At 31.6% G+C, this 22,008-nt stretch carries 20 protein-coding genes and 1 pseudogene; 15 read left to right on the top strand and 6 right to left on the bottom strand.

The features are described 5' to 3' along the window. Positions 1–2 precede the first annotated feature (2 nt). Genes thrC through ACF91D_RS18605 form a run of 3 tightly spaced genes read left to right on the top strand, consistent with a single transcriptional unit; the run spans position 3 to position 2,837 of the window. A complete protein-coding gene (thrC, locus tag ACF91D_RS18615; protein ID WP_039066663.1) occupies positions 3–1,064 on the top strand; it encodes a threonine synthase in 1,062 nt (353 codons plus the stop codon). 1 nt (position 1,065) lies between these two features. Beyond that, positions 1,066–1,986: a homoserine kinase gene (gene thrB, locus ACF91D_RS18610; RefSeq protein WP_107549100.1), complete on the top strand. Its 921-nt coding sequence runs from the start codon at positions 1,066–1,068 to the stop codon at positions 1,984–1,986. A gap of 44 nt (positions 1,987–2,030) precedes the next feature. Next, complete coding sequence (locus tag ACF91D_RS18605; protein WP_039066660.1) at positions 2,031–2,837, top strand: Cof-type HAD-IIB family hydrolase; 807 nt, start codon at positions 2,031–2,033, stop codon at positions 2,835–2,837. Here ACF91D_RS18605 and ACF91D_RS18600 read toward each other — a convergent pair. From ACF91D_RS18600 to ACF91D_RS18590, 3 genes and pseudogenes are all read right to left on the bottom strand, one after another. Further along, positions 2,829–3,563, bottom strand: a pseudogene (locus tag ACF91D_RS18600) (transposase); the annotation flags it as partial. The gene ACF91D_RS18605 and the pseudogene ACF91D_RS18600 sit on opposite strands and share 9 nt — an antisense overlap. Before the next feature lie 489 nt (positions 3,564–4,052). After that, complete coding sequence (locus tag ACF91D_RS18595) at positions 4,053–4,367, bottom strand: hypothetical protein (RefSeq protein WP_107549021.1); 315 nt, start codon at positions 4,365–4,367, stop codon at positions 4,053–4,055. Between the two features lie 273 nt (positions 4,368–4,640). After that, complete coding sequence (locus tag ACF91D_RS18590) at positions 4,641–6,089, bottom strand: amino acid permease (RefSeq protein ID WP_119586205.1); 1,449 nt, start codon at positions 6,087–6,089, stop codon at positions 4,641–4,643. Positions 6,090–6,312: 223 nt separating this feature from the next. Between ACF91D_RS18590 and ACF91D_RS18585 the strand changes: the two genes are divergently transcribed. Next, a complete protein-coding gene (locus ACF91D_RS18585; protein ID WP_039066654.1) occupies positions 6,313–7,800 on the top strand; it encodes a catalase in 1,488 nt (495 codons plus the stop codon). Positions 7,801–8,203: 403 nt separating this feature from the next. On the opposite strand, the gene rpmG is transcribed toward ACF91D_RS18585, so the two are convergent. Then, on the bottom strand, positions 8,204–8,353 hold the full coding sequence (gene rpmG, locus ACF91D_RS18580; RefSeq protein ID WP_017724369.1) for a 50S ribosomal protein L33: 150 nt from the start codon (positions 8,351–8,353) through the stop codon (positions 8,204–8,206). Between the two features lie 153 nt (positions 8,354–8,506). Here rpmG and rpsN point away from each other — a divergent pair, with 153 nt between their 5' ends. The 3 genes from rpsN to ACF91D_RS18565 all read left to right on the top strand — a co-directional run bounded on the left by rpsN (position 8,507) and on the right by ACF91D_RS18565 (position 10,978). Continuing rightward, on the top strand, positions 8,507–8,776 hold the full coding sequence (gene rpsN, locus ACF91D_RS18575; RefSeq protein ID WP_017724370.1) for a 30S ribosomal protein S14: 270 nt from the start codon (positions 8,507–8,509) through the stop codon (positions 8,774–8,776). A gap of 190 nt (positions 8,777–8,966) precedes the next feature. After that, complete coding sequence (gene guaC / locus ACF91D_RS18570) at positions 8,967–9,944, top strand: GMP reductase (protein WP_101051439.1); 978 nt, start codon at positions 8,967–8,969, stop codon at positions 9,942–9,944. 95 nt (positions 9,945–10,039) lie between these two features. Further along, entirely contained in the window at positions 10,040–10,978 is a 939-nt protein-coding gene (locus ACF91D_RS18565; RefSeq protein WP_392437519.1) for a CAP domain-containing protein, read from the top strand. Positions 10,979–11,174: 196 nt separating this feature from the next. Here the strand turns inward: ACF91D_RS18565 and lexA are convergent, their stop codons facing one another. Beyond that, on the bottom strand, positions 11,175–11,798 hold the full coding sequence (gene lexA, locus ACF91D_RS18560) for a transcriptional repressor LexA (RefSeq protein WP_039066651.1): 624 nt from the start codon (positions 11,796–11,798) through the stop codon (positions 11,175–11,177). A 142-nt stretch (positions 11,799–11,940) separates the two neighbouring features. Here lexA and sosA point away from each other — a divergent pair, with 142 nt between their 5' ends. From sosA to sbcC, 8 genes are all read left to right on the top strand, one after another. Then, on the top strand, positions 11,941–12,174 hold the full coding sequence (gene sosA / locus ACF91D_RS18555) for a DNA damage-induced cell division inhibitor SosA (RefSeq protein ID WP_327620613.1): 234 nt from the start codon (positions 11,941–11,943) through the stop codon (positions 12,172–12,174). Positions 12,175–12,297: 123 nt separating this feature from the next. Continuing rightward, positions 12,298–12,546, top strand: a complete 249-nt coding sequence (locus ACF91D_RS18550; protein ID WP_039066647.1) for a DUF896 domain-containing protein — start codon at positions 12,298–12,300, stop codon at positions 12,544–12,546. Positions 12,547–12,622: 76 nt separating this feature from the next. Beyond that, positions 12,623–14,611 carry a transketolase gene (tkt, locus tag ACF91D_RS18545; protein ID WP_039066646.1) on the top strand — a complete coding sequence of 663 codons (1,989 nt, stop codon included), beginning with the start codon at positions 12,623–12,625 and terminating at the stop codon, positions 14,609–14,611. A gap of 206 nt (positions 14,612–14,817) precedes the next feature. Next, a complete protein-coding gene (locus tag ACF91D_RS18540) occupies positions 14,818–15,057 on the top strand; it encodes a YneF family protein (RefSeq protein WP_039066645.1) in 240 nt (79 codons plus the stop codon). 959 nt (positions 15,058–16,016) lie between these two features. Next, positions 16,017–16,202 carry a hypothetical protein gene (locus tag ACF91D_RS18535; protein ID WP_039066644.1) on the top strand — a complete coding sequence of 62 codons (186 nt, stop codon included), beginning with the start codon at positions 16,017–16,019 and terminating at the stop codon, positions 16,200–16,202. Positions 16,203–16,446: 244 nt separating this feature from the next. Beyond that, positions 16,447–16,914 carry a CcdC family protein gene (locus ACF91D_RS18530; RefSeq protein WP_039066643.1) on the top strand — a complete coding sequence of 156 codons (468 nt, stop codon included), beginning with the start codon at positions 16,447–16,449 and terminating at the stop codon, positions 16,912–16,914. A 349-nt stretch (positions 16,915–17,263) separates the two neighbouring features. Then, positions 17,264–18,394: an exonuclease subunit SbcD gene (gene sbcD / locus ACF91D_RS18525; protein WP_107549156.1), complete on the top strand. Its 1,131-nt coding sequence runs from the start codon at positions 17,264–17,266 to the stop codon at positions 18,392–18,394. Further along, a complete protein-coding gene (gene sbcC / locus ACF91D_RS18520) occupies positions 18,395–21,424 on the top strand; it encodes an exonuclease subunit SbcC (RefSeq protein ID WP_392437516.1) in 3,030 nt (1,009 codons plus the stop codon). A 125-nt stretch (positions 21,425–21,549) separates the two neighbouring features. Here sbcC and mscL read toward each other — a convergent pair whose 3' ends face one another. Further along, the gene (gene mscL / locus ACF91D_RS18515; RefSeq protein WP_039066639.1) at positions 21,550–21,903 is read right to left on the bottom strand and encodes a large conductance mechanosensitive channel protein MscL; all 354 of its coding nucleotides are present in this window, start codon (positions 21,901–21,903) and stop codon (positions 21,550–21,552) included. Positions 21,904–22,008 lie beyond the last annotated feature (105 nt).

The following is a 22,008-nucleotide window of genomic DNA, read 5'->3' as shown; positions in this document are numbered from 1 at the left end:
ATATGAAGAATTGGAAAGGTTTAGTAGAAGAATTTAAAAATTATTTACCAGTAACTGAAAAAACACCAACATTATCATTAAATGAAGGTCATACACCATTAATTTATTGCGAAAATATGTCAAAAATGCTTGGTATTGAGTTACATGTTAAATATGAAGGTGCCAATCCAACTGGTTCATTCAAAGATAGAGGTATGGTCATGGCAATGGCCAAAGCGAAAGAGGAAGGTAAGAAAATTGTAATCTGTGCTTCAACTGGTAACACATCAGCTTCAGCAGCTGCATATGCGGCACGTGCTGGACTAAAAGCAATCGTAGTTATTCCTGAAGGTAAAATTGCTTTAGGAAAATTATCACAAGCTGTGATGTACGGCGCTGAAATTGTATCAATTGAAGGTAATTTTGATGAAGCTTTAGAAATTGTTCAAGAAATTGCTAAAAATGGAGAAATTGCGCTAGTTAACTCAGTAAATCCATATCGTATTGAAGGTCAAAAAACAAGTGCTTTCGAGGTAATTCAACAATTAGATGGCGTAGCACCGGACATTTTATCTATTCCAGTAGGTAATGCCGGAAATATTTCTGCATACTGGAAAGGTTTTAAAGATTACCATGAAGCAAATGGTACGCAACTACCTCAAATGTTTGGTTTTCAAGCTGAAGGAGCTTCACCAATCGTTCAAAATAAAGTAGTAAAAAACCCTGATACAGTGGCAACAGCAATCAGAATTGGTAATCCTGCAAGTTGGGATAAAGCGACTGCTGCACTTGAAGAATCCAATGGACAAATTGATAGTGTTACTGACGAAGAAATTTTAGAAGCATATCAATTGATGGCACGTAACGAAGGTGTGTTTAGTGAACCAGCTAGTAACGCTTCGATTGCTGGACTTATCAAATTACATCGAGCAGGTAAATTACCTCAAGGCAAAAAAGTAGTTTCTGTGTTAACAGGTAATGGTTTGAAAGATCCAGATACTGCAATTTCCTTGTTAGATAATCCAATTAAACCATTGCCAAATGATAGAGAAAGTATTCTAGAATATATCAAAGGGGCACTTTAGCATGAGCGAAAGGTTACATTTGAAAATCCCGGCATCTACTGCAAATTTAGGTGTCGGATTTGATTCAATTGGTATGGCTTTAAATAAATTTTTATACTTAGATGTAAAAATAAGTGATAATGGTTATTGGTCGTTTAATCATATTGGTCCTAATGTAGAAGGATTACCCACAGATAATAGCCACTATATTTACCAAATTGCACAAAAGGTTGCGCATAAATATAACGTGGTTTTACCTTCATTAGAAGTAGAAATGAGAAGTGAGATTCCTTTAGCTAGAGGGTTAGGTTCTTCGGCATCTGCATTAGTAGGTGCCTTATACATAGCAAACTATTTTGGTGATATTGAATTATCGAAATATGAATTATTGCAACTAGCTACTGAGTTTGAAGGTCACCCAGATAATGTCGCGCCGACGATTTACGGTGGTTTAGTGTTAGGGTACTATAATCCAGAAACTAAAGTAACTGATGTTTCTTACATTGATACACCTAAAGTAGATATCATTATCACAGTGCCTTCTTATGAATTAAGAACAATTGATTCAAGAAATGCTTTACCTGATACGTTTTCACATAAAAAGGCTGTTCAAAATAGTGCAATTAGCAACACGATGATTAGTGCGCTAATTCAACATAATTATGTACTAGCTGGAAAAATGATGGAACAAGATGGATTTCATGAACCTTATAGACAAGATTTAATTCCTGAATTTCAGGCTATTAAAGGACTGGCAAAACAGTATTTAGCATACGCTACAGTGATAAGTGGTGCAGGTCCAACAGTACTTACAATGATTGGTCCAGAACGTAGTGGTGAATTGGTTAGAGAATTAAAAAGAACATTTGAAAATTGTCGTTCAGAGTTAGTGACAATTAATGAAACAGGTGTCGAACTTAAAGTATTGTACCAACGTCAATAATTTGTTGTAATATAGAGTGAAGACGTTGAAGGGAGACAAGCAACATGAGTGAATATAAAATGATAGTAATGGATATGGATGATACATTGATGAACCATGAAAATCAAATGAGTCCTGAAACAGAAAGCTATTTAATTGATATACAAAAGCAAGGATACAATGTTGTATTAGCATCAGGACGCCCTACAGAAGGTATGTTACCGACTGCTAAAACTTTACAATTAGACAAATTCCAAAGTTATGTAATTAGTTATAATGGTGGGAAAACTGTAAATGTTAATACAGAAGAGGTAGAAGTAAGTCGTACTGTTTCTAAAGAAAACTTTGATTTTATAGTCGATTATTGTAGAGAAAATGGCTTGTTTGTATTAACTTATCAAGACGGATTTATTGTTTACGAAGGTGAACACGAGTATATGAATATTGAATCAGAACTAACTGGGTTACCTATGAAACGTGTAGATGACTTAAAGAATTTTATTCAAGAAGATGTGCCTAAAGTTATGGGCATTGATTATGTACCTACGATTACAGGTCTTAATAAAGATTTGGCCGGTCATTTTAATGAAGAAATTGATGTTACTACAAGTAAACCTTATTTCTTAGAATTTATGGCTAGTGGTGTATCAAAAGGAAATGCTGTTACCGATTTATGTAAAAAAGCACAAGTTGACCTATCAGAAGTGATTGCTTTTGGTGATAGTGCCAATGATATCTCTATGTTAAAGGTTGTTGGCCACGCTGTAGCTATGGGAAATGCTAACGATGATGTTAAAAAGGTTGCTGATGAGGTAACTTTAAGCAACAGTGATAACGGGATACCCCATGCTTTAAGAAATATATTAAAATAAAAAATAGACAGTCTGGGACATAAAGTTCTTAGACAAGTGAAAAAAGGCAATTTCTATTGAAATAATATAGAAATTGTCTTTTTCATTATTGTTTTGATTATAGTTAGCTCGTTGAGCAACTACTTTTCTTATATTAAGTGTCATTAATACAAATCCAAGTTCTCTTTTGACTTTATTTATGCCTCTAACCGACATTCGAGTGAAACCCAAAATAGCCTTCATAAATCCAAAAACAGGTTCTACATCAATTTTTCTTTGTTTGTAGATTTCTTTTGTTTCTGGTTCTGAAAGCTTTTGATTGATTTGGGCTTTGAAATATTCCCAGTTATAATTTCTCGTTATTTTTTTATTAGATTTTGAATTTGATTTCATACAATTGTTCTTCAGTGGACATTCTGAACAATTATCGCATTCATATAATTTAAAATCTCTCCTAAATCCATATTTATCATAGCGATAGGCATACTTTTTAAAACCAAGTCTTTTATGATTCGGGCATATAAATTCATCATTGATTTCCTCATATTTCCAATTTTGAGTATTAAAAATGTCACTTTTATATTTGTTGGTTTTATCTTTAATAAACATGCCATAAGTTATGAGCGGTGTTCTATTAAATTCATCTATAATTGCCATATAATTAGGTTCACTACCATAACCATCATCAGCTACGATATATTCAGGTAAATGACCGTAGGTCTCTTTAATTAAAGTTAAAAAAGGCACCTCTCGTTAATTTAGTTTAGTTGTGTTTATTAAATTATACGAAAGGGCCTTATTTTTTTAAAGTGTTTTAATGTAAAATTACATATGAATGAGACGTATTTTGGCGAGACTCTTGAGGGAACAGGACAAGCTGAAGACTACAGGCTGAAGCTGTCCCCTAAGAAAGCGAGCCAACAATACGAAGTATTGAATACAAAGGAAGCACTCAGATGAATTAAATCATCTGAGTGCTGTTTTTCTGGGATTTATGTCCCAACCTCTCTATTTTATAGATAATGGATTTATACTAACTTTATAAAGTAATTTAAGGTAACCTTTCTATAAAAGATAGTTTATTTGGTATACAATCAATAAAGTCGTTTTGATTAATATGCTTTTTCAGTAAAAAAGTGTTATTTACTATGCTTAAATCAATGTAATCTGTGTCATTATAATAGTTCGTTATAGGAAGATGATTGATGAGTTGCGCATCTTGATGTATGCTTTAGATCACTTTGCAGTATGCGTCCATTCATTTTTGCCACGATGTCGCTTGACGTGTGCATATACATGGTCTGCAGCATAATCTAAGTTAGTATAAACAGTTATTGCAAAAGCAGATTGATTTTCTTCAAAGTCTTCTTGTAAGAATAGGTCTTTTAAATGTTCAAAAAGGCTTTCCATTTGTGAATGATCTAAACTACTATACTCTCTTAAAGTACGTTTAATCAAGCGTTGATGCCTATCCTCAAGTGATTGCACAACTATAACGAAGCGTTCTTCAGTTTGTAAAATATCGTCAAATAAATTCGTTTGTCCAATCATATTCTCCACCTCTAAATTACGTCATTGTTTTTTACCATTATACTATACTTCTATATAACTGAAAATAACAGAGTCTTATGTATTTCGAAAGAATTGATAAAAAGATTGTGGTATTAATCTGATAAATCTATGCATTTTTAAATAAAGTTGCTATATAACATAAAAAAACAGAGATACGATATCAACGATTTAAAAATGCGTTCGTATCCCTGTTTTTATGATTTTGAAATATTATATTTCAGTTGTTAGTGTGCTAGTTATATTAAGGATTTTCTATCCATTTAAATCATGACGTTTTAAGTCAATTTCTTCGAGTTTTACAATTTTAGTTTTTCTAATGAATTTATGTACTAAATATATTAAAACTAGAATGACAATAGGTACTATATTTCTAAATAATGCACCAATATCTCCTGATAATACCGCACCGAAAGAATTTCCGCCAAATAAGAATAATAAGGCAAGGATTACAATGATAGGGCCCAAAGGATAAAATGGCGCTTTATAAGGCAGTATATCTTTAGGATCTTTGTTTTGCTTTTTAATTGCTAAGCGAAGTCTAATCTGAGCTAAAATACTAGCTGCCCAAATAACAATAACTAATGAACCTATAATATTAAGTAATGTAAACACAATATCTGATTTGAATTGAGCTAATATAATCACAGCTAATACAATAATGAAAGTTGTGAATAAGGCAACTATAGGTAATTTTGTTGTTTTGTTTAATTTCGCTAAGAATCTTGGCGCTTGTTTGTCTTCGGCCATTGAGTACAACATTCTACTAGTCGTATAGATACCTGAATTAGCTGCTGACAATAATGAAGTTAGGATAACCGCATTAATCACAGATGCTGCAAAAGCAATTCCCACACGGTCAAAGACAATCGTAAATGGACTTTGAGATACTGATTCGCTTTCATTTAGTAATAAAGGATCAGTATAAGGTATGATTGCTGAAATAACAGCAATAGATAATACATAGAATAATAATATTCTCCAAAAAACTTGTTTGATTGCTTTAGGCATTGAACGATCAGGGTTAGATGATTCACCTGCAGTTACTGCTACTACTTCTGTACCACCAACTGAAAATCCTGCAACGAGTAGTACACCTAAGAAACCTGAAAAACCACCAACGAACGGCGCTTCGCCTGCAGTGTAATTAGATAGTCCATAAGTTTTACCACCTAAAATGCCAACAATAGTTAGAACGCCGATGGCAATAAAGACGATAATCGTTATTACTTTAATTAATGATAACCAAAATTCAGTTTCACCAAATGCTTTAACTGAAAATATATTTAATAAGAAAAGTAAGCATAAAAAGATAATACTCCAGGTCACTGGACTGAAAAATTGGAACGTGTCCCAATAATTAAGTACACTTGCAGAAATAATAATATCCACACTTGTAACGAGTAACCATATTGCCCAATATAGCCATCCCATCGTGAACCCTAACGACTTATCTACAAATCGAGTAGAATAAGAACTAAAAGACCCTGAAACAGGGTAAAATGTAGCTAATTCACCAATGGAGGACATTAAGAAATACAACATTACTCCTATGATTAAATAAGCTAATATAGCACCACCAGGACCAGCTTGGGAAATTACATTACCAGTAGCAACAAAAAGACCGGTACCGATGGCGCCGCCAATTGCTATCATCGAAATATGTCGAGAGTTTAAACCACGATTCATATTATTTTGTGCCATAATAAGTCTCCTAATAGTTAATTAAAATTTATATACATTCCATTTTAATGCTTTTGACAGACACAAGCAATGCTTTTTATGAGCCAAAGTCACAAAATGTTTAAATATTGTGAAAATAGTCTAATTAATTAATGGTCGAAATGTTGCTTTTAAAAACACTTTACATTAAAATGAATACTAGGTAATAATAATTATTATTTAGAGAGAATGAGGGGGAAATGTGATGAGCAACAATAAAAAATTAACTAGCCTATTTGGCGCGCCAGTTTCTGATAGAGAAAATAGTATGACTGCAGGACCAAGAGGCCCACTAGTAATGCAAGATTGGTATTTTTTAGAACAAATGGCTCACTTTGATAGAGAGGTGATTCCAGAACGACGTATGCACGCAAAAGGATCAGGTGCATTTGGTACTTTTACAGTTACTAATGATATAACGCAATATACTTCAGCGAGTATTTTCTCTGAAGTTGGTAAACAAACTGAAATGTTTGCACGTTTTTCAACAGTAGCAGGTGAGCGAGGAGCAGCGGATGCAGAACGTGACATTCGTGGATTCGCTTTAAAGTTCTATACAGATGAAGGGAATTGGGATTTAGTTGGTAATAATACGCCTGTATTCTTCTTCAGAGATCCTAAATTATTCGCGAGTTTAAATCATGCAGTTAAACGTGATCCAAGAACAAATATGCGTAGTGCGCAAAATAATTGGGATTTTTGGACGTCATTACCTGAAGCGTTACATCAAGTTACAATTTTGATGTCTGATCGTGGTATTCCAAAAGGCTATAGAAACATGCATGGTTTTGGTTCTCATACTTATTCAATGTATAATGATAAAGGTGAACGTGTATGGGTTAAATTCCATCATAGAACACAACAAGGCATTGAAAACTTACAACCTGATGAAGCAGCGAAAATTATTGCAGACGACAGAGAATCATCACAACGTGATTTATTCGAAGCAATTGAAAATAAAGATTATCCAAAATGGAAGATGTACATCCAAGTTATGACGGAGGAACAAGCGAGAAATCATAAAGATAACCCATTTGATTTAACAAAAGTGTGGTATAAAGGCGATTATCCTTTAATTGAAGTAGGAGAATGGGAACTTAACCGTAATCCTGATAACTACTTCCAAGACGTGGAACAAGCCGCATTTGCACCTACTAATATTATCCCTGGTTTAGATTTTTCACCAGATAAAATGTTACAAGGTCGTTTATTCTCTTATGGCGATGCGCAACGTTATAGATTAGGTGTGAACCATTGGCAAATACCAGTAAACCAACCAAAAGGTGTCGGCGTTGAAAATATTTGTCCATTTAGTAGAGATGGGCAAATGAGAATTTTAGATAACAACCAAGGCGGAGGCACTCACTATTATCCAAATAGTGATGGTTCATTTGAAGATCAACCTGAATTCAAAAAACCTGGATTAAAAGTTGAAGGCGAAGCCTATGAATATGATTTCAGACAAGACGACGATAACTACTTTGAACAACCAGGACGCTTATTTAGATTACAATCTAAAGAACAACAAGAACGTATTTTTGAAAATACTGCAAATGAGATGCAAGGTACGACATTAGAAGTACAACATCGTCATATCCGTCACTGTTACAAAGCGGATAGTGAATATGGTAAAGGCGTAGCAAAAGCTTTAGGTATTGACATTAATGACGTAGATTTAGAAATTAAAGATTAATAATGTAGAAAAACAATGAGGTACGAATACTTTTAAAATAAGTGTTCCCAATCCTTTTGAAAATGATGATTAGTATAGAAGTATTTACTTACATGTGGAAAAGAGGCTCGTGATGGGTCTCTTCAGAACATAGACAAAACAAACCTTAGGTGAACCATGAATTGATCCTAGATAGTGGGAATGAAATAAAAACACTTTCGTTGAATTCATTTAAAATGAATCATACGGAGGTGTTTTTTTTCTATGAAAATAAATAATGCCAACCACAATTATAAAAATGTAGCTGGCAATCATAAGTCATCATAATTTAATAAAGATAATTCTAGTACTATAAGCTAAATATCATTACAACAGACTGTTGCGTTTAAATTGTCGTATTTAAAAGATAATTTTAGCGGAGAAATTATTTTGTTTCACGATGTAACGTATATTTATTTAATCTAGGGCAGAATTTTTTTAATTCAATACGCTCAGGATTATTACGTTTATTTTTTGTAGAAATATAGTTACGATCGCCACATTCTGTACATGCTAATGTAATATTTACGCGCAAAGTTAACACCTCTTTCTTAACAGGAATGATTACGTTTTAAAATTCTAGCACATAAAGAACATAATTTCAAATACTTTTAAGTTGAAAAATATGATGAGTATGTTAGTATATAAAACGTAATTATTACGATTTATAATAAGGAGAGTTAAAATAATGGCAAAGAAATCAAAAATAGCTAAAGAACAAAAAAGAGAACAATTAGTTGAAGCATATTATGAGTTACGTAAAGAACTAAAAGCTAAAGGTGATTATGAGGCTTTAAGAAAATTACCAAGAGATTCATCACCTACAAGGTTAACACGTCGTTGTAAAGTTACAGGAAGACCAAGAGGCGTGTATCGTAAATTTGGAATGTCACGTATAGCCTTACGTGAACATGCGCATAAAGGGCAAATTCCAGGTGTGAAAAAAGCAAGTTGGTAATTTACGACCTAAGTCCATTTACATTTAGTTTAAAACAATGTATATTATCTATTGGTAAAGATGAATAAAAAGTTATTGTTCGGGAATTATAGTGAATATATCTAATATTCTCTATATATTTATTGAATACATCATGAAAATCTTACCATTAAATAATTGTTTTATTAAAAATGTTAGGGGTTTGTTAACGGTGAAAATTTTTGATTATGAAGATATCCAACTAATACCGAATAAATGTATTGTAAATAGTCGTTCTGAATGCAATACTACTGTCCAATTTGGGCCGAAGAGCTTTAAATTACCAGTTGTTCCAGCAAATATGCAAACAGTGATGAATGAAGAGTTAGCTGAATGGTTTGCTGAAAATGATTATTTCTATATAATGCATAGATTTGATGAAGCGGCACGTATCCCATTTACGAAGAGAATGCATGAAAAAGGTTTGATTGCATCAATTTCTGTAGGTGTTAAAGAACGGGAATTCGATTTTGTAGAGCAATTAGCTAATGAAAAAGTAATTCCAGATTATATTACAATTGATATTGCACATGGTCATTCAGATTCTGTAATCAATATGATTAAACATATTAAACAACATATTCCTGAAGTATTTGTAATTGCAGGTAATGTTGGTACTCCAGAAGGTGTACGCGAATTAGAAAACGCTGGTGCAGACGCTACCAAAGTTGGTATTGGACCAGGAAGAGTTTGTATAACTAAGATTAAAACAGGATTTGGTACAGGCGGTTGGCAATTATCAGCATTAAATCACTGTAGTAAAGCGGCAAGAAAACCAATTATTGCTGATGGTGGTATTAGAACGCACGGTGATATTGCGAAATCTATACGCTTTGGCGCATCTATGGTAATGGTAGGATCGCTATTTGCTGCACATGAAGAATCACCTGGCGAAACAGTTGAATTAGATGGTAAATTATATAAAGAGTATTTCGGCAGCGCTTCTGAATTCCAAAAAGGAGAGCATAAAAATGTAGAAGGTAAAAAAATGTTTGTTGAACACAAAGGTTCATTATCTAATACATTAATAGAAATGCAACAAGACTTACAAAGTTCAATTTCATATGCAGGTGGTACTGACCTTAAATCGTTAAGAAAAGTTGATTATGTAATTGTAAGAAACTCAATTTTTAACGGTGATAGAGACTAAAATATTAGTAGGTGTAAAATATCAGAAAATTATTCTTGTATGTACTTGCTTTCTTAGTGATTATTCTAGTCCTACCTATCAAAGAGCCAGCACCGATGATTACAGTACAACAACAATTGAAAAATAAAGTTGCCGATTGGTCTTCATCAAAAACAACAAGTGATGGTGCGTTGAAAGTACCCAGCAAACAAGAATTTGCAGTTAATAACATACAAATGAATATGACTAAGGATGCTGTAGAAGAAAAGCTAGGAAGCGCGCAACGTGTCACATCTAATGAATATGGTACAAATTGGCACACATATTATTCGGATGATTATAGAGGATTTGTGATGATTAGTTATATAGATGAAAAAGTAAATGCACTATATAGTAACCAAAACGTCATATCGTCTAAATCAAAAATTAAATATGGCACACCAAAAGAGACGGTAAGAGAACGTATAGGTAAACCGATTACTGATAAGCAAAAAGGAAATGTGAAGTTTGATGTTCAAGATGATGAATTTGATAATTTTCACAAAGATAAAATATATACAACAGCTTTTTATGATAAACATGAGAACAATAACTTAACAGCACTTTTACAAGTTAGTGAAAAAATGGAGAACCGATTACAACAACAATATGGCGCACCATCGGAAGGACTAGCTCAAAGCTTTGAATTACAAAACTTTGATTTAGTAAATGCGGAACGAGTACAGCATGAGTTAGAGCCACTTAAATACTCTTCTAGTATTTCTGATACTGCCAGAAAACACAGTGAAGATATGGCTAAGCATAATTATTTTGATCATAATAATTTATCAGGTAATACACCATTTGATCGTATGGAAGCAGACGGACACGATTTTAATGCAGCAGGTGAAAACTTAGCATATGGTCAAACAAGTAGTATTTATGCTCACCAAGGGCTAATGAATTCATTAGGACACAGAAAAAATATTCTTAAAAAAGAATTTGATACACTTGGTGTAGGTGTCGACTTTAATAAAGACCGCCAGCCTTATTGGACAGAAAATTATACTGGATAATGTTTATTATTTATTTTGTGAGGGTATCTGTTATCATGTGAGGATGAAAAGTTATGACAACAAACAAAAAAGATAAAACAGAAGATATACTTGAAAAAGTAAAAGACATTTTAGAGAAAAAAGACGAAAAAAAAGAGGGTGCGCGATAAGCGCATCCTCTTTTTTTTGAGAGTGTTATCATTGGTATAAATATCAATTACATTTCTCTAAATAATCCAACTACTTTTCCTAATACAGTTACATTATCAAGATAAATTGGTTCCATGGTGCTATTTTCAGGTTGTAAGCGATAACGATTTTTTTCTTTATAGAAACGTTTAACAGTCGCTTCGTTCTCTTCTGTCATTGCAACAATGATATCGCCGTTTTCTGCGATAGTCTGACTTCTTACAATAACTTTATCACCGTCAAGAATGCCAGCTTCAATCATACTCTCTCCTACAACATTTAAAATGAATATATCGCTATTATGGGTTGAAGTAAAATGTTCAGGTAGTGGGAAGTATTCTTCGACATTTTCGACTGCAGAAATAGGTACACCCGCAGTTACTTTCCCTATCACAGGAACATGAATTGTTTCTTCCATATTAATTGATTCACCTAACTGCTCTGACACAATCTCAATAGCGCGTGGTTTAGTTGGGTCTCTTCTAATATAACCTTTTTCTTCTAGTCTAGATAGATGCCCGTGAACTGTAGAACTAGAGGCTAATCCAACAGCTTCCCCAATCTCTCTAACACTTGGTGGATACCCTTTGGATTGAACGGTTTGCTTGATATATTCAAAAATTTCATTTTGTCGTTTAGTTAACTCTCTCATAATAGGCACTCCCTAATTTAATTTAGGTCAATTATAGCATGCTTATAGCATTTTTACAAACGTTTGTTCGTTTGGATGTTGACATAGAACAGACGTTCTGATAAAGTAACTATACAAACAAACGTTCTAGGAGTGGTTAGGAATGATGAAGAAATATAACTCGCAAATAAAGTCTTATGTTATAGTGCTAACGGTGACAATGATACTTTGTGCCTTATTTATATTAAGCGCACATAATAGTGCAAATTCAGAACAGATGTACGAAATGACTGACCATCAAATGACAAGTCAATCGGTAAATAGCGAACAGAATAAGAATGAAGCTAAATTACAAAGCGAACAAACTTCACAACAAGTGGTGGCAGCTGTTCACTAATAGTTTTAGTGACATAGACGCCGTTTAATATAAATATTTATATAGTGATTTTTTGAGCGAAACAATTTAGTTTCGTTCATTTTTTTGTTATATTTTTTATATAAATAATATCGGAGGTTTATTATGGCTGATAAAGACGGTGTAGATTTACAACGCATAAATGAATTAGCAAAAAAGAAAAAAGAAAAAGGTTTAACTGAAAAAGAAGCTAAAGAACAATCCAAATTGAGAAAAGCTTACTTAGATTCATTTAGAGAAAAATTTAAGCAGCAAATTGAAAATACAAGAGTCATAGATCCTGAAGGAAACGATGTTACTCCTGATAAAGTGAAAAATATATTAGATTCTAAAAATAAAGAAGATAAAAACTAAATCAATTTTTTGTTAAAAAGATACCAAATAAGGTATAATGAGATAGAAACTTGCTAGAAGAAAGGAAGTCATTTAGATGAATAAAGAAAAAGATCAATTAGCGGTAGATACGATTAGAGCGCTAAGTATCGATGCAGTTGAACAAGCAAATTCAGGACACCCTGGATTACCAATGGGTGCTGCTCCTATGGCATACACGTTATGGACACGCCACTTGAATTTTAATCCCCAATCAAAAAATTTCTTTGATAGAGATCGTTTTGTATTATCAGCTGGACATGGTTCTGCGCTATTATATAGCTTATTACATGTTTCAGGTAGCTTAGAATTAGAAGAATTAAAAGAATTCAGACAATGGGGTTCTAAAACGCCAGGACATCCAGAGTTTAAACACACTGATGGTGTAGAAGTTACAACTGGTCCACTTGGACAAGGTTTCGCTATGTCTGTTGGTATGGCTATGGCTGAAAAGCATCTAGCAGGTAAATTTAATAAAGAAGATGCTAAAGTTGTTGACCATTACACATATGTAATCGCTTCAGATGGTGATTTAATGGAAGGTGTTTCTCACGAAGCAGCTTCATTAGCAGGACATAACCAATTAGACAAATTGATTGTTTTATATGATTCAAATGATATCTCATTAGACGGAGATTTAAATAAAGCCTTTTCTGAAGATGTTAAAGGCCGTTTTGAAGCCTATGGTTGGAAACACATTTTAGTTGAAGAGGGTAATGATTTAGACGCAATTGATAAAGCGATTGAAGAAGCTAAATCTCAAGATGTACCAACAATTATTGAAATTAAAACAATTATTGGTTATGGTGCGCCTAATAAACAAGCTTCACATGGTGTTCACGGTGCGCCTCTTGGTGAAGATGAAAGAAAATTAGCGCTTGAGAATTACGGTTTAGACCCTGAAAAACGTTTCAATGTTCCAGAAGAAGTTTATGAAATTTTCCAACAAAGTATGTTGAAACGTGCTAACGAAAAAGAAGAAGCATGGAATAAACTTGTTGAAGAATATAGTAATAAATATCCTGAATTAGCTGAAGAATTTAAATTGGCTATCAGTGGTAAATTACCAGAAAACTATAGAGATGAGCTACCACACTTTGAAGCTGGGCATAGTGGCGCTTCACGTGCTGACTCTGGTGAAGTAATTCAAACTTTAAGCAAAACTGTACCGTCATTCTTTGGTGGTTCAGCTGACTTAGCTGGTTCAAATAAATCAAATGTAAAAGATGCAACAGATTTTGATAAAGATACACCAGAAGGTAAAAATATTTGGTTTGGTGTTCGTGAATTTGCAATGGGAGCTGCAGTAAATGGTATGGCTGCGCATGGTGGTTTACACCCATACGGTGCAACTTTCTTCGTATTTAGCGACTACCTAAAACCAGCTTTACGTCTTTCATCAATCATGGGATTAAACTCAACATTTATCTTTACGCATGATTCAATTGCAGTTGGTGAAGATGGTCCAACACATGAACCAATTGAACAACTAGCTGGTTTACGTGCTATTCCAAACATGAATGTTATTCGCCCAGCAGATGGTAACGAAACTCGTGTAGCTTGGGAAGTAGCATTAGAATCTGAAGATACACCAACTTCACTTGTTTTAACTCGTCAAAATCTTACTACTATGGATTTACCAAAAGAAACAGTAGAAGAGGGTGTACGTAAAGGTGCTTATGTAGTATTTGAATCCGATAAAGCGCCAGAATTCTTATTATTAGCTACTGGTTCTGAAGTTAACTTAGCAGTCGAAGCGGCTAAAGACTTAGAAGCACAAGGTAAAGGTGTACGCGTTGTATCTATGCCAAACTGGAATGCATTCGATCAACAAACTGCTGAATATAAAGAATCAGTAATGCCATCATCAATTACTAAACGTGTAGCTATTGAAATGGCTTCACCACTTGGTTGGCATAAGTATGTAGGTACTGAAGGTAAAGTTATCGGTATCGACGGTTTCGGTGCTAGTGCGCCTGGAGACTTAGTTGTTGAAAAATATGGCTTCACAAAAGAAAATGTATTGAATCAAATTCAAACATTTTAATTTATGTAACTAAGCTTAATTTGTTGGTATGAGAGCCTAGGTTCTCATACCAATTTTTATTTTTGATAACAAAATATACTTATATTTACAAAGTTATTTTTTAATTGGTATAATACATAAGTCGAAACGTTATATTAATTGAGTTGCTCTTGAAAAGGGGCGCTAATTTTAGTAAAATTCATTAGGATAGGAAAGTGGGTGAAACAATGGCAACTTGGTTAGCAATATTATTAATCGTGTTAGCACTAATTCTAGGATTAGTCGGTGGATTTTTCCTTGCAAGAAAATATATGATGGATTATCTTAAAAAGAACCCACCAATTAATGAAGAGATGCTACGTATGATGATGATGCAAATGGGTCAAAAACCATCTCAAAAGAAAATTAATCAAATGATGACGATGATGAATAAAAATCAACAAGAACAAATGAAAAAACCTAAATAAGGTGTTATTAAAGGGCTGACAGCTACTTGTATTAAGTAGTTATCAGCTCTTATTTTTTAAGGTTATATAATTTATATACATTATGGTTGAATTAGCTGCTTATAAGAAAGATTCAATTATTCACTGAATTATCGTATATTAATTTATATAAAACATTTTCAGCACACCTAAACTATAGGTGTAATTTTAGTCTATATATCAAAAATTTACAACCAAATGAAGAAGTTAACCAATTATTAGAAAATATAAAACAATTGATCTTGAAAAATATGACGCCAATCAAAAGGCAAAAGCAGTAGCAAGAAAAACGTTTAACGTTTTAAATTAAAATCATAGTAGGTACTGGTGCTATTACTCTAATATCAAATTTAATTGGTGGACCTGTCGCGGATAGTCTTGGAGTTTTTGCAAGTTCACTAGCATTTACCAATGTAGATACAAGTAAAAGAATTTACATCGCTCCTAGCATTTTACATTGTTTCAATGCCTGAAAATATGATTGAGAAAATTGTGTTTTAGGCTATATAGGTTATTATTATCATATTTTATATTAGGAAAAGAGAATATGAAAAGTAAGTGATTCGTTTATAGGGGAATGATGTAATTTTTGAAGTTAATAAAAGTGCTCAAATTTTGAATTTATAAGGATTTGGGTGCTTATTTATCTAAATTAATAACGAAATATTATAATCATCATACATAGACAGTTAAAAAATCATTTTACTGTTCTATTTTACGTTAATCAATATTTTACGATTATATTTTAAATAATGTTACTTAAATGTAGTTGTATAAAGAAAAGTAAATAATAAAACTTTGTTTTAATGATTTTGTATTTGAAAGTATTGGTATTAAGTTTATATAATAATATAGCTGTATTAATTTATTGAAATATTCAGAAAATAATTGATTCTCAAATGTGATTTGTTATAATGTATATATAAGGGAGGTATCGATAAGTGAAGGATGCTTATGACATGGAAGATAAAGAAGTACTTGATCGACTAGCAAATATGCATATTAACTTTCCGACCGATGAAGCATTTAAGAAATATCATAATGCGATGCAAATTCATGATATGAATTATCTTAGATACACTTTAAATGATGCATTATCGGCATGTAACCAAACACATGCTTATTAAATAAAAGTACGATAAGGTGAGCTTTTAAAAAGGCTTATCTTATCGTACTTTTATTTGTATTTATAATGATATTTGAATGAACTATGTTTATTTTTTAGCAATGTAAAAAATGCTAAGATATAATATATATGCTAATGATTAATAGTAAATAAAAATGAGCGTACAAATACTGATTATTATTAATTTAAATGATATACTAACCAAAGTGAATATCATCTTGTAGAAACTTAAAGTAGGTGTAAGCATGTTGTATTTAATATTTTCAATTGTATTTGCATTTCTAATGGGAATTGGTGTTATAATTGTTCGGATGAAAGCACAACATTTTCCAGTAAATGAAAAGAAAATTATATTACCTCCTTTTTTTATGGCAACGGGCGCATTAATGTACGTTGTTCCATACTTTAGATTAACTGGTTTTGAAATAATAGAATGTATTATTCTGGGTGTTTTATTTTCTACAATTTTAATTTGGACATCCAGGTTTGAAACACAAGGTAGTGAAATTTATATGAAACGTTCAAAAGCCTTTCCTATAATTCTTATAACGTTACTTTTAGTACGTACTATTATTAAAATATTTATAAGTAATCAGATAGATCCTGGAGAAATTGCGGGAATGTTTTTCTTGCTTGCATTTTGTATGATTGTACCTTGGCGTTTAGCGATGTTATACAAATATAAAAAAGTGAAAAGAACTTTAATACAATAAGTTATATGTGAGGCTGGGACAAATTTTAATTGTTTCAGCCTTAATTTTTATATTGGCAGTAACTTAAAGAGGACTTCTTAATTTATTAAGTTAGTGGCTCTTACACATGAGTCATTACTCAGGTGTTCCACTTTTGAAAATTATCAGTGATTATACAAGAGCGTATGCACAGATAAATCTTTTCCTTCATCCCTTTTAACCCTAGTCATTTATATAGGGAAAATAAATGCTAAGTTTATTTAAATAAATTGGATTTCTCGGCTACTCCCTTCATTTTTAATATGCTTGAAGTATAATAGATGATAATATAATAAAATAACGAACTAACGTTCTGAAAGGAAGTGTTGACGTGAAAATTGTACATACGGCCGATTGGCATTTAGGTAGAATTTTAAATGGTAAATCATTGTTAGAAGATCAATCATACATATTAGAACAATTTATTGAGGCGATGCGTAAAGAACAACCTGATGTAATTGTAGTCGCTGGCGATTTATACGACACGAGTTATCCTAATAAAAATGCAATTCAGTTGTTGGAGCATACGATTGATGTCTTGAATCTTGAAATGAATATCCCATTAATTTTAATTAGTGGCAACCATGATAGTAAAGAAAGATTGAATTATGGTGCTAAATGGTTTGAAAAATCAAATATATATATTCGTACGAGTTTGAATGATATGCAAAATCCTATTTCAATAGGTGATGTAGACTTTTATACATTACCATTTGCAACAATTAATGAAATGCAATACTACTTCGATGATGAAGAAATTGAAACGCATCAACAGGCACTTGCACATGCTTTGAAGAAAATGAATGAAGTAATTGATGAACATAGAATAAATATGTTCATAGGCCATTTAACGGTGCAAGGCGGTATACGTTCGGATTCTGAGAGACCATTAACAATTGGAACAGTAGAATCAGTTGAGGAAAAGGTATTTCAGCAATTCGATAGAGTACTATTAGGTCATTTACACCATCCATTCAGTATTGACTCAAATTTTATAAATTATAGTGGATCTATATTACAATACTCATTTTCAGAAGTAGATCAGCCTAAAGGTTATAGAATTATTGAAATAAATGAAAATGATATAAAAGATAAATTTATACCTTTGAAGCCTTTGAGACAATTGGAAGTAATAGAAGGAGATTATGAGGATGCAATACAAAAAAAATTAAAAGTTAAAAATAAAGAAAATTATATGCATTTTAAATTAAAGCATATGTCACATGTGAATGATCCGATGATGCATTTAAAACAAATTTATCCGAATACACTAGCACTGACTAATCAAACCTTTGAATTTAATACATCGATGTATCATGAAAATATTGAAATACAAAAGCTTGATGATGGAACTATTATAGATAATTTTTATCAAAGTATAACGGATGAACAATTAACCACCAATCAAAAGCAAAAAATTGAGTATGTCATGCGTGCAATGTTAGAAGGAGGTTCTAATTAAATGAGACCGATGACACTTAAATTAAATAATTTTGGACCTTTTTTAAATGAAACAATTGATTTTAATCATGTGAATAATAATCAATTGTTTTTAATTAGCGGTAAAACTGGTTCAGGAAAAACTATGATTTTTGACGCTATCGTTTACGCTTTATTTGGAGAAGCTTCTACAAAAGATAGAAAAGAGAGTGATTTGAGAAGTCATTTTGCTGAAAGTAAAAAGCCTATGATAGTAGAATTTGAATTCAAATTAAGGGATCAATATTTCAAAATAAAAAGACAAGGTGCATTTGTTAAAGAGGGTAATAAAAACAAAACGCTTGGTCAGCTTGCCGTGTATGAAATGGAAGCTGAAACATATGAACTTAGGGAAAGTAAAATAACAAATGGTAATCAATTTATTAAAGAATTGTTGGGCGTGAATGCTGAACAATTTAGACAGCTATTTATTTTACCTCAAGGCGAATTTAAAAGATTTTTATTATCAAAAAGCTCTGAAAAACAAGAAATATTAAGGACACTTTTTAATAGCCAGCGTTTTGAAGAAATACAAAAAAACTTATCTGAAGATGTTAAAGAAGTTAGAGGACAAATAGAACAGAGATATCATTTATTAGAAACAAATTGGTTGGATTTAGAAACGTTCAATGATGAAACATTAATTGAATATAAATCCATTAACCCAAGACAAACAAATCAGGTGCTTGAAGTATTAGATGTATTTGATGAAAAAGCAAAGCAAAAGCAAAATAAATTAAAACAACAAAAGGATGAACATAAAACTAAACTAAATGATGCTGAAGCTTGTTTGAAAAATAATCAAAAATTAGAAGAAACATTAAATAAATTAGCAGAAAATCAACAAAATTATGAGCAATTATTAACTCAAGAAAATGATATAAATGAAAAAATTAAGCGATTGAATGCAATTAATGAGGTAAGGCCAATTGCTAATTTATTAGAATCTAAAGATAAATTATATACAAAACAACAAAAAATAAAAGAAGATATCAATGAGAAAAAAGAAATTATTTCAGAGCTTGAAATTCAAATAAAAAAAGCAGATGAACAGTTAGATGCACATAAAAATGAGTCAGAAAAAATAACAGATAGTAAAAACTTTATTGAAAAAACGAAACTTTTCTTTGAGAGATCTCAAAAGTACAAAGTGGCTTATGAAGAGCAACAATCACTTCAAGAAGGTTTTGCATCACTTCAAACAAAACTCGAAGCACTAATACAGCAATTAGAAGAAATTAAAGGAAAAATAAACGGTAGAGTACCGAATCATAAAAAAATAGAACTAGTAAATGAAACAATATACAGTTTAAATAATGAAGTTAAAGTGTTAAAACAAAATAATCATGATAAAAAAGAATACTTACAATTACAAGAAAGAAAACATCAAAAAGCAAATTACAGTGAAAAGTTAAATGATGAGCTTCAACAGCTAACGGATGCGTATAAAAAAATAGATAAAACAAGTATAGATTTAAATAATAAGCAAGATTTGATTAGCACTTTGCAATCAGCAATAAATGTTGGAGACACATGCCCAATTTGTGGTAATCAAGTACATACTATAACGCAACATATTGATTTTGATGATTTAACTGCACGTCACCAAAGTCTTGCTCAATTAGAACAAAAGAAAAATGCTACAACTGAAGATAAAATTAAAGTTGAAAGTGAACTAAATTATATTGAAGAACAGTTGGCGAAATTTGATAAAGAGAAACTAGAAAATACAAATTATCATGAACTTGAAACAGAAGTTAAGAAAAAAATAGCGCAAAAACAAAAGATTGAAAAAGAAAATGAAGAGATTGTTGAATTAAAAGAATTACAACAACAATATGAACAACAATTCCATCAGTTAGAATTAGATAAGAAAACTAAACAACATAACTTGAAAGAAAATGAAATAGCTATAAATGATTTTGAAAATACTACAGGTTTTACTAATGTAGATGCTTTTATAAAAATATTTGAAAACTATCAAAGTGAAATAGAAAAATATGAAAAAAACTTGGAAGAATTGGAAAATAGCATACAACAATACAAGAGTGAACTTGCTTTAGAACAAAATAACAAAAATCATTTAAATAATAGCTCGTCTGAAATTGAACAAGAAATCAATAATATAAATGTGAAAATTGACGATGAAATGAAGCGGATTGGTTTCACAGACATAGAACAAGTATATAATACAGTTTCTAAAGTTAAAGAAAAAGAATCACTAGAAAATGAAATAACTGAATTTAATAAATCAAAACAATCTTTTGAATTAGTTATTTCGCAACTAAAAGATGAAATTTCTGATAAAAAATTAGAAGATACACAACAACTAACTGAAGCTTTCGAACAACAGCAGCAAGCGTTTGAATTAATCTCTTCTGAATTGAGTCAACATGAATATAAAATCACATTTAATAATAAAAAAATCAGTGAAATAAAAGAAATAATTGGTAAATTAGAAAGTGAATTAAAAACACAACAAGAAATTTTTCAATTAGCAGAAATTTTAGCGGGGAAAAATGAACAAAAATTAACATTAGAAAATTACGTTTTGATTTATTATTTAGAAAGAATCCTTGCGCAAGCCAATCAACGTTTATCTTTAATGACGGGTCAACGCTATCAACTAGTACGTAAGTCACAGGTTTCACAAGGATACAGTGGACTTGAGATTGATGTTTTTGATGCACACTCTAATCAATCTAGGCATATTAGCTCATTATCTGGAGGGGAAACCTTCCAAGCTTCTTTAGCTTTAGCATTAGGCTTAAGTGAAATTGTTCAACAAGAGTCAGGTGGTATTGCACTAGATTCTATGTTTGTCGATGAAGGATTTGGAACATTAGATCAAGAAACTTTAGAAACAGCTTTAGATACACTGTTAAGTTTAAAATCTACAGGCAGAATGGTGGGCATTATTTCACATGTAAGTGAATTGAAACAAAGAATTCCACTCATTTTAGAAGTGGTTACGGAACAATATCAAAGTGTGACAACTTTTAAGAAACAATAAGTAATATTATGTGGCAACACGTTTTCAAAATAAAAAAGTATAAAGATTTTAATGAAATAAGATAAATAAAAAGAGTTCTAGTAGTTTTTATTCTGCTAGGACTCTCGTTTTTTTAGTATATTAAATTAATTTTTTTCACGTAATAAATCACGAATTTCAGTAAGTAAAACTGTATTCTCTTCGATTTCTTCTTCTTCTTCTTTTTTCATTAGCGTATTCGCAATCTTCACAAAAATAAATAATGCGAATGCAATAATGATAAAATCTATGATTGACTGAACGAACATACCGTATTTAATTCCCATGAATGACCAGCTCTCAGCGAAATCAACTGTACCAAAAATCAATCCGATTAATGGCATAATGATAAATGAAACTAAAGCTGTAACAATTTTGTTGAATGCTGCTCCCATAACTACAGCTACCGCTAAATCTAAGACATTGCCTTTTAATGCAAATTCTTTAAACTCTTGAAACATATGGTAAACTCCCTTTTATTTAATTTTAAAGATTATTATACAATATATTTAAAAGTAAGAGAATAGTTTTTTTAATGAAATTTGATATTAATGCATTGTTTTGTT

It is taken from the genome of Staphylococcus sp. 231237_7MaSpsaltlick (assembly GCF_043107035.1).
This window is presented reverse-complemented; position numbering and strand designations above follow the sequence as displayed.

Excerpts from the sequence above, each read along its gene's own strand:
- thrB (WP_107549100.1), top strand. The coding sequence starts at position 1,066 with ATGAGCGAAAGGTTACATTTGAAAATCCCGGCATCTACTGCAAATTTA.
- mscL (WP_039066639.1), bottom strand. The coding sequence starts at position 21,903 with ATGTTTCAAGAGTTTAAAGAATTTGCATTAAAAGGCAATGTCTTAGAT.
- sosA (WP_327620613.1), top strand. The coding sequence starts at position 11,941 with ATGATGAAGAAATATAACTCGCAAATAAAGTCTTATGTTATAGTGCTA.
- sbcC (WP_392437516.1), top strand. The coding sequence starts at position 18,395 with ATGAGACCGATGACACTTAAATTAAATAATTTTGGACCTTTTTTAAAT.
- ACF91D_RS18565 (WP_392437519.1), top strand. The coding sequence starts at position 10,040 with ATGATTACAGTACAACAACAATTGAAAAATAAAGTTGCCGATTGGTCT.
- lexA (WP_039066651.1), bottom strand. The coding sequence starts at position 11,798 with ATGAGAGAGTTAACTAAACGACAAAATGAAATTTTTGAATATATCAAG.
- ACF91D_RS18585 (WP_039066654.1), top strand. The coding sequence starts at position 6,313 with ATGAGCAACAATAAAAAATTAACTAGCCTATTTGGCGCGCCAGTTTCT.
- ACF91D_RS18550 (WP_039066647.1), top strand. The coding sequence starts at position 12,298 with ATGGCTGATAAAGACGGTGTAGATTTACAACGCATAAATGAATTAGCA.
- tkt (WP_039066646.1), top strand. The coding sequence starts at position 12,623 with ATGAATAAAGAAAAAGATCAATTAGCGGTAGATACGATTAGAGCGCTA.
- thrC (WP_039066663.1), top strand. The coding sequence starts at position 3 with ATGAAGAATTGGAAAGGTTTAGTAGAAGAATTTAAAAATTATTTACCA.
- ACF91D_RS18595 (WP_107549021.1), bottom strand. The coding sequence starts at position 4,367 with ATGATTGGACAAACGAATTTATTTGACGATATTTTACAAACTGAAGAA.
- ACF91D_RS18605 (WP_039066660.1), top strand. The coding sequence starts at position 2,031 with ATGAGTGAATATAAAATGATAGTAATGGATATGGATGATACATTGATG.
- ACF91D_RS18530 (WP_039066643.1), top strand. The coding sequence starts at position 16,447 with ATGTTGTATTTAATATTTTCAATTGTATTTGCATTTCTAATGGGAATT.
- ACF91D_RS18590 (WP_119586205.1), bottom strand. The coding sequence starts at position 6,089 with ATGGCACAAAATAATATGAATCGTGGTTTAAACTCTCGACATATTTCG.
- rpsN (WP_017724370.1), top strand. The coding sequence starts at position 8,507 with ATGGCAAAGAAATCAAAAATAGCTAAAGAACAAAAAAGAGAACAATTA.
- ACF91D_RS18540 (WP_039066645.1), top strand. The coding sequence starts at position 14,818 with ATGGCAACTTGGTTAGCAATATTATTAATCGTGTTAGCACTAATTCTA.